The organism is Streptomyces sp. NPDC057253 (assembly GCF_042669125.1).
Taxonomy (GTDB): Bacteria; Actinomycetota; Actinomycetes; order Streptomycetales; family Streptomycetaceae; genus Streptomyces.
In genome coordinates this window covers 1-15,850 of sequence record NZ_JBHUXV010000174.1, presented here as the reverse complement: position 1 = coordinate 15,850, position 15,850 = coordinate 1, and the positions used below count along the sequence as shown (strand labels likewise).

The following is a 15,850-nucleotide window of genomic DNA, read 5'->3' as shown; positions in this document are numbered from 1 at the left end:
ACCCGGTGGTCCGTCCGCCCCGCCGACGTGCCCGCCGCTACGCCGGTGCGATCATCCCCGCCGACAGGTCGATGTCGGCGCCGCACAGTCCGGGCATGGCCAGCATCGCCACGAGCGCCTGTGCCACCTCGCCCTCCTCGACGAGCCGGCCGAGGGCCGCACGGGAGACAAAGTCCCGCTCGGCCTCCTCGAGCGTGGAGCCGGTGAGTTCGGCGGTGAGACGGAAATTGCGGTCCATCCGGCGCCCTCGGACCGGGCCGGGGGACAGGGAGTTGACCGCGACCCCCCGAGGACCGACCTCCCCGGCGAGGGTGCGGGTGAGACCGAGCAGGGCCATCTTGGAGGCGGTGTACGGGGTGCGGTTGAGTAGCGGCCGCTTACCGCTGACGGAGGAGACGTTGACGACGTCACCCCGGCCGGCCGCGACCATCGGCGGCAGGAACGCCCGGCACATCAGGTACACCCCGCGCACGTTGACGGCGAACACGTCGTCCCACTCATCCGGCCGGATGTCGACGAGGGGGCGGACAGGGCCTGCGACACCCGCGTTGTTGACGAGCAACGAGACGTCCTCGTCGGCCAGTTCGGCGGCGAGGGCGCGCACCGATTCCGGGTCGGAGACGTCGCACAACGCCGTACGGGTCTCACCGCCCTCCTTGTCGACACGGGTCGCCGCGTCGTCGAGCGCCCGCCGGTCGCGGCCGACGAGGATCATCCGCGCTCCCGCTCGGGACAGGGCGAGTGCGCAGGCACCCCCGAGCGGTCCTCCCCCGCCGGTGACGAGTGCCGTACGCCCGTCGAGGCTCATGCGGTGTTCCACGGCAGTTCGTCGCCCGCGGCCTTCGCGGCGCGTACGTCACCGGAGCGGGCGTGTCCCTCGAACAGCTCCACACGCGACGCCCGCCCGCACAGTCGGCCGAGGAGTGCCTGCGAACCGGTGTCGGTGACCTCCTGGTAGGTGACCGTCTTGAGGTACTTGCCGACCCAGAGGCCGCCCGTGTAGCGGGCGGCGCCCCGGGTGGGCAGCACATGGTTGGTGCCGATGACCTTGTCGCCGAAGGAGACACACGTGCCCTCGCCGAGGAACAGCGCGCCGTACTGGGTCATGCGCTCCAGAGCGAGGCGGGGTGCTTCCATGAGCACCTCGACGTGCTCGAAGGCGAACTCGTTGGCGAGTGCGTACAGTTCGTCGATCGAGTCCACGATGTGCACCTGTCCGTGGTCCCGCCAGGCGGGTGCCGCGAAGTCGCGGGTGGGCAGGCCGGGCAGGATCCGCTCGACCTCGGCGATGGTCTTCTCGGCGACCTCGCGGGAGGTGGTGATGAGGACGGCCGGGGAGTCGGGTCCGTGCTCAGCTTGGGAGAGCAGGTCGACCGCGCAGACGAAGGGGTCGGCATGGTCGTCGGCGAGCACGAGGATCTCGGTGGGGCCGGCGAACAGGTCGATGCCTATCTCGCCGAAGAGTTGGCGCTTGGCCTCCGCGACGTAGGCGTTGCCGGGCCCGGCAATCAGGTTGACGGGCTTCATGGTGTCGGTCCCCACGGCCATCGCGGCCACCGCCTGCACCCCGCCGAGCAGCCAGATCTCGTCCGCGCCCGCGAGGTGCATGGCGGCGACGGTCGCGGCGGGGATCTCTCCGCGAATCGGCGGTGTGCAGGCGACGACCCGCGGCACGCCCGCGACCTTGGCGGTGACGATCGTCATGTGGGCGGAGGCGGTGAGAGGGTATCGACCGCCCGGGATGTAGGCGCCGGCGGCCTGCACGGGGATGTGCTTCTGCCCGAGCCGGACGCCCGGCAGTGTCTCCACCTCGAACTCCCGCATGGAGGCCAGCTGTTGCCGGGCGAAGGAGCGGACCTGCTCCTGCACGAAGCGGATGTCGTCGATGACCTGCTCCGGCACCGACGCGACGATCTTCTCGACCTCTTCGCCGGAGAGCCGGAAAGAGTCGGGGCTCCAGTTGTCGAACTTTTCGGAGTACTCGCGCACGGCCGCGTCACCGCGCTCGCGGATGTCCGCGATGACGCCGGACACGGTCTCACGTACCTGGTCGAGGGAGGCGGTGACCTCGGACTTCGGAACGGCGTGCTTCAGGATCTCTGCCACAACTGCGGCCTTTCTCAAGCGGGTTGGATGCGGGCTCAGACAGGCGGCGCTTCGAAGAGCACGTCGGGATCGTTGAACTGCTCCTTGGCAACCGACTCGCTCATCGGGTCGGCGGTGCCCCACTGGTCCTGGGTGATCGGGTCGTCGACGTCGTGCCGACCGGGATGCCACAGGTCCTCTTCGAGGACGGCGAGTTCGGTGGTGTACTCGACGGTGTTGCCGTGCGGGTCGTGGAAGTACGAGAAGGTGTTGTCGCCGGCCAGATGACGGCCGGGCCCCCAGGTGAGCCGGGTCCCCGCGCGCAGCGCGCGCCCCGTGCCGCGCATGTACTCCTCGACGCCTCGCATCTCGAACGAGGCGTGGTGCAGGGAGACATGGGGTCCGCGAGCGATGGCGAAGGAGTGGTGGAGGGGGCTGCACCGCAGGAAGTACATGAGGTCGCCCAAGTGGGCCGAGTACAGGGTGTCGGTGAGCCGGAAACCGAGGTGCCGGACGTAGAAGTCCCTGAGGCCCTCGGGGTCCTGGGAGTTGACCACGCAGTGCGACAGCCGTACGGGCACGGCCTCGCGCTCCTCGACCTTCCGGTGGGCGCGGGTGGCGACGTCGGCCGACACCTCGACGACGCGGCCGTCGGGGTCGAAGAAGCGGAAGCCGTAGCCACCGCCCGGGGTGTCCAACGCCTTCGGGTCGTGGACGGGTCGCACCCCGGCCCGGGCCAGCCGCAGCGCAAGTTCGTCCACGGCGGCGGACGAGACGGCACCGAAGGCGACGAGGTCCATGCGCTTGCGCTCGTCCTCGCGGACGCGGACGACGTACTGCTCGGGGCTGCCCTCCGCCGCGAAGAACGCGACCCCCCTGTCGTTCGCGACCTCGGTCAGGCCCCAGGTGGTGCCGTAGAAGGAGCGCTGCCGCTCGAAGTCCGGCACGGCCAGGTCGACATGGCGCAGGTGGGAGATGGGCTGGAAGGTGGAGTCCGGGGTGTTCAGAGTGCTCATGCGTGGCTCCTGACGGTGTTGCGCTGGTGGCCCAGGCCGGGGATCTCCGCCTCCACGACGTCCCCGGGCCGCAAGAAGACACCCCAGTGCGCGCCGTTGCCCGCCGGGGAGCCCGTGAGGAGCAGGTCGCCGGGCCGCAGGGTGGTGGTCGTGGAGACGTACGCGATCAGGCGCGGGATGTCGAAGATCATGTCCTTGGTCGACTCGTCCTGCCGGACGACCCCGTTGTGGCGCAGAGTGATCCGCAGGTCGTCCGGGTCGCCGACGAAGGCGGCCGGCACGAGGAAGGGGCCGGTGGGCAGGAAGGTGTCGGCGTTCTTGGCCGTGAACCAGTCGGTGCCGATCGCCTTCAGGTCCGGCCGGTAGAGCCGGTCGCGGGTGGTGAGGTCGTTGCTGATGGTGTAGCCGGCGACGTGGTCCATCGCCGCCTCGACCGGGATGTCCCTGCCCGGCTTGCCGATGACGAGGGCGAGTTCGAGCTCCCAGTCGTGCTGCTCGCCGAGCGCCGGGAGCACGATGTCGTCGTACGGGCCGCACAGCGCCCGGGTCGAGCCGAGGAAGACGTACGGGACGCCGTTGCGAACCCGCTCGTCCATCATCTTCTCCGCGTCGGCCCGTGCCTCCTCGGGGGTCGCGCCGTGCACGCTCTCCTTCTCGGCGGCCACCAGGTCGACCACGTGCTTGCGGTAGTTGGCGCCGCTCTGCAGGATCTGGCCCGGCTCCAGCGGGGGCAGCACGCGCAGTCCGGCCAGCTCGTGCCAGTCACCGCCCGTGGACCGGGCCAGCTCGTGGAGGCGGGGCAGCCAGGCGTCCCAGCGCTCGACGAGCGCGCGGACGGTCGGCACCAGGTCGGACAGGTCACGCACGCGCGCCCCGGCGACCAGGCCGGGGAAGGCGCCGACGGTCTCGTGGGCCGTGAAGGCACCGGGGGCCTCGTCGGCCGTGAAGGTGCCGAGCGCGAACGGTCCGGCGTGGGTGGGCAGCTGATCGGACACGGGCGGCTCTCCTCGTACGGCTGGGGGCTTGACTCCGACGCTAGGCACCGGGGGCGGACGGCGGAAATGGCCGTTCGCGATGCCTGCCATCACCGGCGCCCGCGGCCCCGTGCGGACCTGAGCCGGCCTCCATCGCCGTACCGGATGCATGGGGTCCCTCATGCCGATGCCTCGATCCATTGACCGTGCACAGGGCCCCCGATCAGGCTCGAAGCCCCACCCACCGACCTATCGCGAGGGAGAGACACCGTGGTCGTCGAGCATGCGGAGCTGACTGTCGAGGCCGGCCGCGAAGCGGAGTTCGAGAAGGTCTTCGAAGTGGCCCGCGAGGTACTTGCCGAGGCCGACGGATTCCGCTGGGCCGAGCTGCTGCGCGGCGAGGAGCGCCCCGGGACCTTTCTGCTGCTGGTCGGCTGGGACTCGGTCGAGGCACACACCGTCGGCTTCCGCGAGTCCGATCGCTTCGGACGCTGGCGGTCCCTGGTCGGCCCGTTCTTCGCCGCGCCGCCCCGCGTCGAGCACTTCCACGAGCTCGGACCGCGGCGGGGGGCCGGGACCCCGCCCCCGGCATGAACAGAGCCCGGCCGCCCGTCTGCCCCTACGTTTCACAAGGATCGCCCATGCCTGTACAGAAGGTGCTCGTCGTCGGCGGCGGCATCACCGGAAGCGTGCTGTCCCTCGCGCTCGCCCAGCGCGGCGCCGATGTCGAGCTCGTCGAGATCTCGCCCCAGTGGTTCGGTGTGGGCCATGGCATCACCATTCAGGGCAACGCCCTCAAAGCCCTGCGTTCGGTGGGGGTGCTGGACCGGGTGCTCGCACGGGCCGTGCCGTTCGACATCATGCGGTTGCGCAGTGCCGACGGCACGTTGATCACCCAGCTGGACACCCCGCACACCGGGGGCCCCGAGCTGCCGGCCACGGCGGGTGCCCTGCGTGCCGATCTTCAGGACGCGCTCTGCGACGCGGTCCACGCACACGGGGTCGACGTCCGTCTGGGCCTGAGCGTGGACCGCCTCGACCAGGCCGCCGACCACGTCGACGTCACCTTCACCGACCGCTCCACCGGCCGCTACGACCTGGTGGTGGGCGCGGACGGCATCAACAGCGCCATGCGCGCCATGATCGGAATCGACACCGTGCCGCGCCCCGTGGGGATGTCGATCTTCCGGGTCGTGGCGCGACGGCCCGCCGAGATGGACTGCGCCGAGGTGTACTACGGCGGCCCGCGCTACAAGGCCGGCTACAGCCCGATCTCCCCGGACCAGTGCTACGCCTACCTTCTCGACGAGAACCTCGACGCCTCGCTGATCGGGCCCCGCGCCCCGCTCTCCCTGCTGCGCGAGCGCGGCGCCGGGTACGGCGGCACCTGGGGCAGAATCGTGGCCGACCTGCCCGAGGACACGGCGGTCGACTACCGGTGGATCGAGACAGTGCTCGTCGACGGGGCGTGGCACAGGGGCCGGGCGATCGTCATCGGCGACGCGGCGCACGCCTGCCCGCCGCTGATCGCGCAGGGCGCCGCGATGTGTGCGGAGGACGCGGTGCTCCTCGCGGAGCTGCTCACGGGCGAGGAACCGGTGGGCAAGGCGCTGGAGACGTTCATGGGGAGGCGACTGCCGCGGGTGCGGATGGTGCTGGAGAACTCGCTCCAACTGGCCGAATGGGAGATCCATCCCGGCACGCCCGGCGCCGACCCGGCCCGCATCATGTCGGACACGCTCGGCTCGCTGACGGCAGCGGTATGAGCGCGCCCGTCGTGGACTTCCACGGTCATCTCGCCGTCCCGGCCGCCGACGCGCTCGTAGCGGGCACCCCGGGGTTCAGCGCCGAGCTGGCGGCCGAGCAGCGGGCCCACTCCGTCGAGTCACTGACCGCGAACCGTCATCAACTCCAGTCAGTGGCAGGCAAGTTGACCGATGTCTCGGTCCGGCTCGCCGGTCTGGACGCGATGGGCGTCGACATCCAGGTGGTCGGTCCGATGCCGATGCACCACTACTGGGCCGGCCTGGACCTGGCGACCGACCTCGCCCGCGCCGTCAACGAGGCCGTGGCCGAGCACTGCGCCGCCGCCCCGGAACGGCTGTACGGCCTGGGTACCGTTCCCCTCCAGCACCCGGACCTCGCGGTGGCCCTGCTGGACAGGGCCGTCACCGACCAGGGCCTGTACGGGATCAGCGTGTCCACCACCGTCGACGGCCGGGAGCTGGCCGACCCGGCGCACGACGACGTCTGGAGAAAGGCGGAGGAACTGGGCGCGGTGGTCTTCGTCCACCCCTGGGGCTGCTCGCTCGGCCCGCGCCTGGCGACGCGGTACCTCGGCAACACCGTCGGCCAGCCGGTGGAGACCACGGTCGCCCTCTCGCATCTCGTCTTCACCGGGGTCCTGGACCGCTTCCCGCGCCTGAAGCTGGTGGCCGCCCACGGCGGCGGCTATCTGCCGACGTACATGGGCCGCTCCGACCACGCCTGGCAGGTCCGCGAGGACGCACGCGGCTGCCTCGAACCGCCCAGCACGTACCTTCGGCGCATGTGGTTCGACGCGCTCGTGTACACCCCGCGCGCCCTGCGCCACCTGGTCGAGGAGGTGGGCGCGGACCGGGTCGTGCTCGGCACGGACTACCCCTTCGACATGGGGGTGACCGACCCCGTGGCCCGACTCGACGCCGCCGGGCTCGCCCCCGCCGACCGAGCGGCCGTCGCCGGCGGCAACGCCCTGGACCTGCTGCTGAAAGGACGTGTCCAGTGACCTCGACGTCCCTCGGTCCCATCGAGGAAGAGCTCGCCAAGGCCCGATCCGCCTACCGGAACTGGGGCCGCTGGGGCGAGGACGACGTGCTCGGCACCCTCAACTTCATCGACGCCGCGATCCGGGCCCACGCGGCGAGCCTGGTCCGGCGCGGGCGGGCCTTCTCACTGGCCCAGGAGTTCAACGAGTCGGGCCCGCAGCGCGGTTTCCGCGGCCGGATCAACCCCGTGCACTACATGAAGGACACCGGCTCCGACGCGGCCGCCGGCACCCAGGGCTTTCCGCATGGCTTCGGCGGCGCCGACGACCACGTGGTGATGCCCCTGCAGGCCTCCACCCAGTGGGACGGCCTCGGCCACATCTTCGACAACAAGCTGGCCTGGAACGGCCGTCCGTGCACGGTCGTGAACGGCGACGGCGACTCGGTCACCGGCATCGAGCACATGGCGGACGCGTTCACGGGACGCGGTGTCCTCCTGGACGTCGGCCGTGCGGTCGGGGACGAGCACGGGGAACTCCCCGACGGTTTCCCCATCCTGGAGGAACATCTGCGGGCCACGATCGAGGCGCAGGGCGCCACCTCGGGTGTCCGCCGCGGCGACCTGGTCCTGGTCCGCACCGGCCAGCTGGGCCGTGTACGGCGGCTCGGCGAGTGGGGTGGCTACGCCGCCGGTGACGCGCCGGGGCTGTCGTTCACCACGCTGGGCTGGATGCACCGCACGGAGATCGCGGCGATCGCCTCCGACACCTGGGGTCTGGAGGTACGGCCCTACGAATTCGCCGAACCGGCCATGTCCCCGCTGCATCAGATCGCCATCCCCAACATGGGCCTGCCGCTGGGCGAGATGTGGGATCCGGAGATCCTGGCCGAGGACTGCGCGGCCGATGGCGTCTACGAGTTCCTGCTGGTCGCGGCGCCTCTGCCGGTGACCGGTGCGGTGGGCGCCCCCGTCAACCCGATCGCGATCAAATGAGTGGGTACATGAACAGCAACCGGTTCTCCGGAACTCTCCACCTCCCAGGCTCCGAGGACTTCGAGGAGGCGTGCGTCGGACGGGTCTTCAACGCACGCCGTCCCGCGGACCGCAGGCCCGCCGCCGTGTTGCGGGCCGCGACCGAGGAGGACGTCGTCGAGGGCGTCCGGCTCGCCGTGGAGCAGGGTTGGCAGGTCGCCGTCCGCTCCGGCGGGCACAGCTGGGCCGCCTGGTCCGTGCGCCGGGACGCCCTGCTGATCGATCTCGGAGACTTTCGCGAGATGGCGTACACCCCGGAGACGGGGATCGTGACCGCCACCCCCAGCGTCAAGGGCGGCGACGAACTCAACCCGTACCTGAGCGAGTTCGGCCGCTTCTTCAACGGCGGGCACTGCCCCTCCGTCGGGATCGGCGGCTTCCTGCTCCAGGGCGGTCAGGGCTGGAACGCGCGCGGCTGGGGCTGGGCGGCCGAGAACATCCTCGCGATCGACGTCGTCACGGCCGAGGGCGAGCTGGTCCGCGCCGACGAGACGCACCACAGCGACCTGTTCTGGGCGGCACGCGGCGCGGGCCCCGGCTTCTTCGGCGTCGTCACCCGCTTCCACCTGCGCACACGTCCCCTGCCACGGCATCTGGCGCACACCGTCCACGCCTACCCGCTCGACCTCTTCGACGAGGTCATGATCTGGCTGCACGGCACGCACCACACGGTCTCGGACCTGGTGGAGATCGTCGCGGTCACCCAGACCCCGCCGGGCTTCGACGAGCCCGTCCTGCTGGTGACGGGCGTGTCGATGACGGACACGCCCGAGCAGGCCGCCGCGGCCCTGGCCCCGCTGCACGCCAACCCGTACGCCGACCGGGCCCTGTTCCGCGTAGAGGCGGAGCCGACCACGCTCGCACAGCAGATGGACATCCAGCGCGCGGCGAACCCGGAAGGCTACCGCTACCTGGTCGACAACGCCTGGCTGACCGGCCCGGCCGAGGAGGTCGTCCCGGCGATCCGCAGGGCGTTCACCGAGCATCCCACCCGGCGGACCTTCACGATCTGGTTCTCCATGGCGCCCCTGCGCGACCTTCCCGACATGGCCTTCTCGTTGCAGTCCGAGATCTACTGCGCCACCTACGTCGTCCATGACGAGCCCGGCCGGGACGCCGAACTGCGGTCCTGGCTGGACGGGGCGATGGCGGCGATGCAGCCCGTGACCGCCGGCCAGTACCTCGGTGACTCCGACTTCACGGCCCGGCAGGCCAGGTTCATGGGCGAGCAGCAGTGGCGGCGGCTGCAGGAGATCAGGTCCGTGCGCGACCCGAAGGGCCTGTTCGCGGGCTACCTCAGCGCCGGGACGGTCACGAACACCAACCACTGGGAGAGGTGAGCGATGCGTTTCGCGACATTCGAGTACGAGGACGGGGAGCGCGCCGGCGTGGTGCGGGACGGTGTGATCCACCCGCTCCCGCCGGGAGTGACCGTCCTGGCCCTGATCGAGCAGGAGGCGCTGCACGCGGCCGGAGCCGAGGCCCTGCGCCGGCCCAGCGACCTCGCGGTGGAGCAGATACGGCTCCTGCCCCCGCTGAAGCCTCCCTCCATCCGTGACTTCGTGGGCTTCGAGGCGCACATCGAGGGCGTTTCGAAAGCGCTGGACGGGCTGGAGCACGTGCCCGAGGAGTGGTACCGGGCGCCCAACTTCTACTTCACCAACCCCCACGAGGCGTACGGGGCGCACGACGACGTGCCGGTACCGGCGGGCTGCTCCGTGCTCGACTTCGAACTGGAGGTGGGCGCGGTCATCGGGCGTGCCGGCCGCGACCTCACGCCCGCACAGGCACGCGAGCACATCGTCGGCTACCTGGTCTTCAACGACTGGTCGGCCCGCGACCTGCAGAAGCCGGAGAAGAACCTGGGCCTCGGCTTCTCCAAGGGCAAGGACTTCGCCAACACGCTCGGCCCCCATCTGGTCACCGCCGACGAGGTGGAGGACCGCCGGGACGCGGACGGCTTCCTCGACCTGGAGATGACCGTCACCCTGAACGGGGAGCTGATCGGGCGGGACACCCTCGCCAACGTCTCCTGGACCTTCGAGGAGATGACCGCCTACGCGACCCGGGACGCCTGGGTGCTCCCCGGTGACGTTCTCGGCTCGGGCACCTGCGGCTGGGGCTCGCTGGCGGAGTTCTGGGGCCGTCTCGGCGAGCGCACCCCGCCACCGCTGAAGGCCGGGGACGAAGTGGCACTGACCGTCGAGCGGCTGGGCACACTGCACAACCGGGTCGTGCCCGGCCGCACGGAGGTCTACCTCCCGCGGGCCCGCAAGCGCGGTCGCACGCCGCGGCCATAACACCGCTCCACCCGCCTCTTCCTGCACGTATCCAGGGATCCGATGGTTGCCATCGGATCCCTGTGAGTTTCCTCCCACGCCTATCCAGGGACGGAATGCCTCGTTACGCTCCGGTTACGAGCAAGCTTCAAAGACGCGGCCGGAGGGATTGCACGCATGGGTCTCGGAGCGATCGACCTAAACCTTCTGGTGGCGCTGGAAGCACTTCTTGAGGAGAAGAACGTCACCCACGCCGGTGTGCGCCTGAACACCAGCCAGTCCGCGATGAGCGGCTCGCTGGCCCGGCTGCGCCGCCACTTCAACGACGAGCTCCTCGTAAGGGTCGGCCGCGACTACGAACTCACCCCGCTCGCCGAACGGCTCCTCCCCATCGTGCACGCCTCCCTGCACAAGGCCGAGGAGGCACTGTCCCTCACGCGGCATTTCGATCCCCGGCAAAGCCAGCAGCGTTTCTCCGCCGTGATGTCCGACTACATGATGACGGTGCTGGTGGAGCCACTGCTCCGGGTCATGGCGGAGGACGCACCAGGGGTCCGCATCGACTTTCACCCTCTCGTGCACGGCCAGCCGGAGACCGAGACCCACCTGCGCTGCCACGACTTCATGATCGCCCCCCTCGGCTACCGGTTGCCGGGCGTCAGCGAGGCCGTCATGCACGACCGGTTCGTCTGCATCGTCGACCCTGACAACCCCCGGCTGGTGGACGGCCGGCTAACACTGCGCGACCTGGCGGAGATGCCGCACGCGGCATCCGCGTTCGGCAAGAGTCTCACCCCCGCCGACCGGCAGCTGGAAACCCTCGGCATCATTCCGAAGGTACAGGTCAGCACCCCCGGCTTCAGCGTCCTGCCGTTCCTGGTCAGCGGCACCGACATGGTCGCCCTGGTACCGGAACGGCTCGCCCGCCGCTACCAGCGCTTCGCCCGCTGTGTCGCCGTACCGCCGCCGTTCCCGGACGTTCCGCTGGTCGAGGCCATGCACTGGCACCCCAACCGGCACTCCGACCCCGCCCACCGCTGGCTGCGCGAGACGGTACACCGGGTGGGCGCCTCCCTGGACGAACCGGAGCTGCGCAAGGCGGACGAACCGGAGCTGCGGAAGGTCGACGCCACGGCGAGCGGCCCCGGCCGGATCTTGCCGCCCCGGCTGACCGCTGTGAACTGATGCCCCGTCGGGTGACCGTCGTGGACTGATGCCCCCGTCGGCTGACCGCCGTGGACTGATGCCCCGTCGACTGACCGCCGTGGACTGATGCCCCGTCGACTGACCGCCGTGGACTGATGCCCCGTCGACTGACCGCCGTGGACATTTCGAGCACCCTCGTGGACCGGGGGCTGTTCTGAGGTCCCCCGCGCACCTGCCCGCCGGAGGCGGGATCTCCCATGGTGTCCTGCGGCCGGCCGCCTCTGCCGGCCGCCTCTGCCGGGCGGCGAGACACCGGCGAAGCATCGCGAATACACACCGCCCAACGGGATGATTTCCGCGCACCGCACGATTCACTTCGCTCTATTTCCGGCACGGATACCACCCATCCTCGACAAGGCGGCCCCTCCCTCTCACTAGGGGTTCTCCGCCCTCACGTCGGTGGATACAGTGAACCGACGGCAAGAACGGCCCTTGCCGGGACAAATACCACCGGAATTCCCGCGCATCCTGTCACATTTCCGAGCGCACCTTTCTGGAATTCCCGGACCCGGAGAAGGACAAAAATGTCACCCACTTCGAATTGCGCATTCCACCAGTTGTCCCTGTTCGGCCGGGTACCGGGACGAGGTGCGACGTGCTCGGTCTGATAGGTCGACGGCTGGCACTGGCGGTGCCTCTCCTGCTCGGCACGACGCTGCTGACCTTCCTGCTGCTGGCGCTCGCTCCCGGCGACGTCGCCCGCACTCTGCTGGGGGCGAACGCCTCTCAGGAGCAGGTCGACGCGCTGCGCGCCACGCTCGGCCTGGACCAGCCCTGGTACGCGCAGTACGGGGACTGGCTCTCCGGTGCCGTACGCGGTGACTTCGGCCGGTCGATCCTCACCAAGCAGGACGTGCTGGCCCAGCTCAACGAGCGGCTTCCCGTCACGCTGGTGCTCGCCGTGCTGTCGACCCTGGTCAGCGGCGCGATCGGGGTCGCCCTGGGGGTACTCAGCGCGAGCCGGGGCCGACGCACCCGGCGGCTCGTCGACGCGGTGGCGATGCTGGGCTTCGCGATACCGAACTTCTGGCTCGGCATCCTGCTGGTCTCGGCGTTCGCCGTGTCGATCCCGCTGTTCCCCGCGACGGGATACGTGCCCTTCGCCACCGACCCCGGCGGCTGGATCAACTCGCTGGTCCTGCCCGTGACGACGCTGGCGGTCGGCGGCATCACCCTCATCGCCAAGCAGACCCGGGACGCGATGCTCGACGTCCTGTCGAGGGAGTACATCGACGCGCTGCGCGCCGACGGCTGGTCCGAGCGCCGGATCACCTACCGGCACGCGCTGCGCAACGCGGCCCTCCCGGTGCTGACCGCGATCGGGGTCTTCTTCGTCGCGATGCTCGGCGGTGCCGTGTTCGTCGAGACCGTCTTCGCGATGCCGGGTCTCGGCCGGACCGCCGTGACCTCGACCGAGTCCCACGACATCCCACTCGTCCTCGGGGTCACCACCTACTTCTGCATCGGCGTGGTGCTGGTGAACCTGTTGGTCGACCTGGCGTACGGGTGGCTCAACCCGAAGGTGAGGACCCGATGACCACTCCGACCGAGTCCGCCGCACCGGCCGAAACCGCCGCACCGCCCTCGCGGCCCGGCCGACGACGCCCGCTCGCGCTGCGCGTCCTGTCACGCCCCGTGGGCCTCGCGAGCGCCGCGGTCCTCTGCGTCATCGTCGTCGCCTGCCTGGGAGCCGGCCTCTGGGCGCCCTCCGACCCGCTCTCCGGCGACCTGTCCAGCGCGCTGCAGGGCCCCTCCGCCGACCATCTGCTGGGCACCGACCAGCTCGGCCGTGACGTGCTGTCCCGGCTGCTGTACGGCGGTGGCGCGGCGTTCGCAGCCGCGCTGCAGGTGGCCGTGGTTGCGCTGGCGGTGGCCGTCCCGCTCGGCCTGGTCTCCGGGTACGCCGGAGGGCGCACCGACCAGGTGCTGATGCGTCTGGTCGACTTCGGGCTCGCCGTACCCACGATGATCATCGTGCTGGTGGTGCTGTCCATCTTCGCGGAGAACCTGGAGATCGCGTACCTGGCCCTCGGACTGCTGCTCGTGCCGCCCGCGGCGCGGATCATCCGCGGCGCGACCGTCGACGTCAGGGGCGAGCTCTACATCGACGCCGCGCGGGTCTCCGGTGTGCGGACGGTCCGTATCGTCACCCACCACCTGCTGCCGCGCGTCCGCGGACCGATCGTGGTGCAGGCCTCGCTCATCCTGGCCATGGGCATTCTGATGACCGGTGGTCTGGCCTACCTGGGATTCGGTCCTCCCCCGCCCGAGCCCTCCTGGGGCGGGCTGATCGCCGAGTCGCTGACGGTGGTCAACCGCAACCCGTGGATCCTCACGGCGACCGGCGCGACCATGGGCCTGACCGTGCTCGCCCTCGGTCTGCTGGGCGACGCCGTCCGCGACGAGAGCGTCGAGGCGTGGGCCGGGCCGGCCCACGCCGCCCCGCGCCGGGCGGAGCGGCTCCCCGTACCGGCGGACGCCCCCACCGCGGAGGGCCTGCCGCACGATCCCGGCGCGCTGCTGTCGGTGCGCGATCTGCGGATCGCTTTCGAGCGGTCGGGCCGGGATGTCGTCGTCGCCTCGGAGGTGACGTTCTCCCTGGCCTCCGGTGAGATCCTCGGGCTGGTCGGCGAGTCGGGGTGCGGCAAGACCTCCGTGGCCCGTTCGGTCATCGGCCTGCTGCGCGGTACCGGGCACGTGGCCGGCGGAGAGATCGTCTTCGGCGGCAAGCGCGTGGACGACCTGCCCGCGGAACCCCGGCGCGCCCTGCGCGGACGTGAGATCGGGTTCGTCTCCCAGGAACCGATGGCCGCCCTGGACCCAACGGCCAGGGTCGGCAGGCTGGTGACCGCGAAGATCCGGGCCTGCACCGGGCTCGACGCCCAGGCCGCGCACGATCGGATGCTGGAACTCTTCCGACTGGTCCGGCTGCGCGATCCGGAGCGGGTCGCGGGGCTCTACCCGCACCAGATCTCCGGCGGCATGGCCCAGCGCGTCGCCATCGCCCGTGCCCTCGCCGGAAATCCCACACTGCTGATCGCGGACGAGCCGACCACCGCGCTGGACGTGTCGGTGCAGGCCGAGATCCTCGACCTGCTGCGCAGCCTGCGTGACGAGACCGGTATGGCAGTCCTCGTGGTCACCCACGACTGGGGTGTCGTCGCGGAGATCTGCGAGCGCGCCGTGGTGATGTACGCGGGCCAGATCGTGGAGCAGGCCCCGGTGGAGCAGTTGCTGGTCGCGCCCGGCCACCCCTACACCGCGGCACTGCTGCGCTCCCTGCCCAGCCGTGCCGGGGCGACGGCCCGGCGGCTGCCCGCCATCCCGGGCAGTATCCCGCCCGCGGAGGAGTGGCCCGCCTCCTGCCTGTTCGCGGACCGCTGCGACGCCGTCACCGACACCTGCCGGGAGAAACCGGTACCGCTGGCCCTCGTCTCCCCACTGGCCTCGGTGAGGTGTCTGCGCCCCGGGGAGGTGGCCCTTGACGCCCCCTCACCCGCGTCGGCCACGGACCACGCCCACGAGGCCCCACCACGTCGGACGGCCGACACCGATGACACCCCGCCGCACAGGACGGCCAGCACCCACCGGGAGATATCCCCATGACCGAAGAGACCCCCGTACTGGCCCTGCGCTCCCTCTCGGTCGACTACGGCATCGGGCGCCACCGCCGACGCGTCGTGCACGGCATCGACCTGGAGATCCGGCGCGGCGAGACCGTCGGTCTGCTCGGCGAGTCCGGCGCGGGCAAGTCCACGCTGGGCCGGGCCGTGGTAGGTCTGACGCCGGTCGCGGACGGACAGATCCTCGTCGAGGGCGAGGACGTCACCCGGCCGTCGCGCCGGGACCGCAGGCGGCTGGCCCGCACGGTGCAGATGGTGTTCCAGGACCCCTACAGCTCGCTCAACCCGGCCGTGCCGATCGGCCGGCTGCTCGCCGAGCCACTGCTGGCCGCGGGCGTCCCGGGCCGGGAAGCACGGTCCCGCTGCGTCGACCTGCTGCGCCGGGTGGGCCTGCCCGCCGGCACGGAACAGCAGTACCCCGGCAGCTTCTCCGGTGGTCAGCGTCAGCGCATCGCGATCGCGCGCGCCCTGGTGTGCGGACCGGGACTGGTGGTGTGCGACGAGCCGGTCAGCGCGCTGGACGTCTCCGTGCAGGCGCAGGTGCTCAACCTTCTGCGCGACCTGCAGGAGGAGTACGACATCGGATACCTGTTCATCGGCCACGACATCGACGTCGTCCGCTTCATGTCGGACCGGATCGCCGTCCTGGAGGGCGGCGAACTGGTCGAGGTGGGCGACACGGAGCAGGTGGTGCGGCAGCCCGGACACGCCTGCACCCGGAACCTGCTGGCGGCGGCGCCCAGCACGGACCCTGAGATCCGCGCCGAACGCCGCCGCAGGCGGGCGGAGGCCCGAGCGGGCCGGTAGCCCGGGGGGGGGTCCCGGGCCGTCAGGGCCGGATGACCAGCTTGCCCCGCACATGCCCCTCATCGAGCAGGGTGAAAGCC

The 15,850-nt window shown here is 70.9% G+C and carries 14 protein-coding genes; 10 read left to right on the top strand and 4 right to left on the bottom strand.

Annotation, left to right across the window (positions count from 1 at the left end; translation table 11 throughout):
• Nucleotides 1-37 precede the first annotated feature (37 nt).
• The 4 genes from ACFULQ_RS44975 to ACFULQ_RS44960 are packed head-to-tail and all read right to left on the bottom strand — an operon-like array spanning nucleotide 38 to nucleotide 4,096.
• Complete coding sequence (locus ACFULQ_RS44975; RefSeq protein WP_383556408.1) at nucleotides 38-808, bottom strand: SDR family NAD(P)-dependent oxidoreductase; 771 nt, start codon at nucleotides 806-808, stop codon at nucleotides 38-40.
• On the bottom strand, nucleotides 805-2,106 hold the full coding sequence (gene hisD, locus ACFULQ_RS44970; RefSeq protein WP_383556405.1) for a histidinol dehydrogenase: 1,302 nt from the start codon (nucleotides 2,104-2,106) through the stop codon (nucleotides 805-807). Before hisD ends, ACFULQ_RS44975 begins: the two co-directional genes overlap by 4 nt.
• Nucleotides 2,107-2,141: 35 nt before the next feature.
• Complete coding sequence (locus tag ACFULQ_RS44965; RefSeq protein WP_383556402.1) at nucleotides 2,142-3,101, bottom strand: VOC family protein; 960 nt, start codon at nucleotides 3,099-3,101, stop codon at nucleotides 2,142-2,144.
• A complete protein-coding gene (locus tag ACFULQ_RS44960; protein ID WP_383556399.1) occupies nucleotides 3,098-4,096 on the bottom strand; it encodes a fumarylacetoacetate hydrolase family protein in 999 nt (332 codons plus the stop codon). The genes ACFULQ_RS44965 and ACFULQ_RS44960 overlap by 4 nt, the downstream gene beginning before the upstream one ends.
• A 249-nt stretch (nucleotides 4,097-4,345) precedes the next feature.
• Here ACFULQ_RS44960 and ACFULQ_RS44955 point away from each other — a divergent pair, with 249 nt between their 5' ends.
• The 10 genes from ACFULQ_RS44955 to ACFULQ_RS44910 all read left to right on the top strand — a co-directional run bounded on the left by ACFULQ_RS44955 (nucleotide 4,346) and on the right by ACFULQ_RS44910 (nucleotide 15,770).
• Nucleotides 4,346-4,669, top strand: coding sequence for an antibiotic biosynthesis monooxygenase family protein (locus ACFULQ_RS44955; RefSeq protein WP_383556397.1), 324 nt, complete (start codon nucleotides 4,346-4,348; stop codon nucleotides 4,667-4,669).
• A 47-nt stretch (nucleotides 4,670-4,716) separates the two neighbouring features.
• Nucleotides 4,717-5,841, top strand: a complete 1,125-nt coding sequence (locus tag ACFULQ_RS44950) for an FAD-dependent monooxygenase (protein ID WP_383556395.1) — start codon at nucleotides 4,717-4,719, stop codon at nucleotides 5,839-5,841.
• A complete protein-coding gene (locus ACFULQ_RS44945) occupies nucleotides 5,838-6,842 on the top strand; it encodes an amidohydrolase family protein (RefSeq protein WP_383556393.1) in 1,005 nt (334 codons plus the stop codon). The genes ACFULQ_RS44950 and ACFULQ_RS44945 overlap by 4 nt, the downstream gene beginning before the upstream one ends.
• Nucleotides 6,839-7,816, top strand: a complete 978-nt coding sequence (locus tag ACFULQ_RS44940) for a cyclase family protein (protein ID WP_383556391.1) — start codon at nucleotides 6,839-6,841, stop codon at nucleotides 7,814-7,816. The genes ACFULQ_RS44945 and ACFULQ_RS44940 overlap by 4 nt, the downstream gene beginning before the upstream one ends.
• Before the next feature lie 8 nt (nucleotides 7,817-7,824).
• Nucleotides 7,825-9,195, top strand: a complete 1,371-nt coding sequence (locus ACFULQ_RS44935; RefSeq protein WP_383556388.1) for an FAD-binding oxidoreductase — start codon at nucleotides 7,825-7,827, stop codon at nucleotides 9,193-9,195.
• Between the two features lie 3 nt (nucleotides 9,196-9,198).
• The gene (locus ACFULQ_RS44930; RefSeq protein WP_383556386.1) at nucleotides 9,199-10,155 is read left to right on the top strand and encodes a fumarylacetoacetate hydrolase family protein; all 957 of its coding nucleotides are present in this window, start codon (nucleotides 9,199-9,201) and stop codon (nucleotides 10,153-10,155) included.
• A 156-nt stretch (nucleotides 10,156-10,311) separates the two neighbouring features.
• Nucleotides 10,312-11,319 (top strand): LysR family transcriptional regulator, encoded by a 1,008-nt coding sequence (locus tag ACFULQ_RS44925; RefSeq protein ID WP_383556383.1) that lies wholly within the window; start codon nucleotides 10,312-10,314, stop codon nucleotides 11,317-11,319.
• A gap of 616 nt (nucleotides 11,320-11,935) precedes the next feature.
• Nucleotides 11,936-12,877, top strand: a complete 942-nt coding sequence (locus ACFULQ_RS44920) for an ABC transporter permease (RefSeq protein ID WP_383556380.1) — start codon at nucleotides 11,936-11,938, stop codon at nucleotides 12,875-12,877.
• Nucleotides 12,874-14,946 (top strand): dipeptide/oligopeptide/nickel ABC transporter permease/ATP-binding protein, encoded by a 2,073-nt coding sequence (locus tag ACFULQ_RS44915; RefSeq protein ID WP_383556378.1) that lies wholly within the window; start codon nucleotides 12,874-12,876, stop codon nucleotides 14,944-14,946. The genes ACFULQ_RS44920 and ACFULQ_RS44915 overlap by 4 nt, the downstream gene beginning before the upstream one ends.
• Nucleotides 14,943-15,770, top strand: coding sequence for an ABC transporter ATP-binding protein (locus ACFULQ_RS44910; protein WP_383556375.1), 828 nt, complete (start codon nucleotides 14,943-14,945; stop codon nucleotides 15,768-15,770). Before ACFULQ_RS44915 ends, ACFULQ_RS44910 begins: the two co-directional genes overlap by 4 nt.
• The last annotated feature ends 80 nt before the right edge of the window (nucleotides 15,771-15,850 follow it).

Bases quoted from the DNA above. Each gene is read 5' to 3' on its own strand.
- ACFULQ_RS44910 (WP_383556375.1), top strand. From the start codon at position 14,943: ATGACCGAAGAGACCCCCGTACTGGCCCTGCGCTCCCTCTCGGTCGAC.
- ACFULQ_RS44935 (WP_383556388.1), top strand. From the start codon at position 7,825: ATGAACAGCAACCGGTTCTCCGGAACTCTCCACCTCCCAGGCTCCGAG.
- ACFULQ_RS44945 (WP_383556393.1), top strand. From the start codon at position 5,838: ATGAGCGCGCCCGTCGTGGACTTCCACGGTCATCTCGCCGTCCCGGCC.
- ACFULQ_RS44925 (WP_383556383.1), top strand. From the start codon at position 10,312: ATGGGTCTCGGAGCGATCGACCTAAACCTTCTGGTGGCGCTGGAAGCA.
- ACFULQ_RS44950 (WP_383556395.1), top strand. From the start codon at position 4,717: ATGCCTGTACAGAAGGTGCTCGTCGTCGGCGGCGGCATCACCGGAAGC.
- ACFULQ_RS44965 (WP_383556402.1), bottom strand. From the start codon at position 3,101: ATGAGCACTCTGAACACCCCGGACTCCACCTTCCAGCCCATCTCCCAC.
- ACFULQ_RS44915 (WP_383556378.1), top strand. From the start codon at position 12,874: ATGACCACTCCGACCGAGTCCGCCGCACCGGCCGAAACCGCCGCACCG.
- ACFULQ_RS44930 (WP_383556386.1), top strand. From the start codon at position 9,199: ATGCGTTTCGCGACATTCGAGTACGAGGACGGGGAGCGCGCCGGCGTG.
- ACFULQ_RS44975 (WP_383556408.1), bottom strand. From the start codon at position 808: ATGAGCCTCGACGGGCGTACGGCACTCGTCACCGGCGGGGGAGGACCG.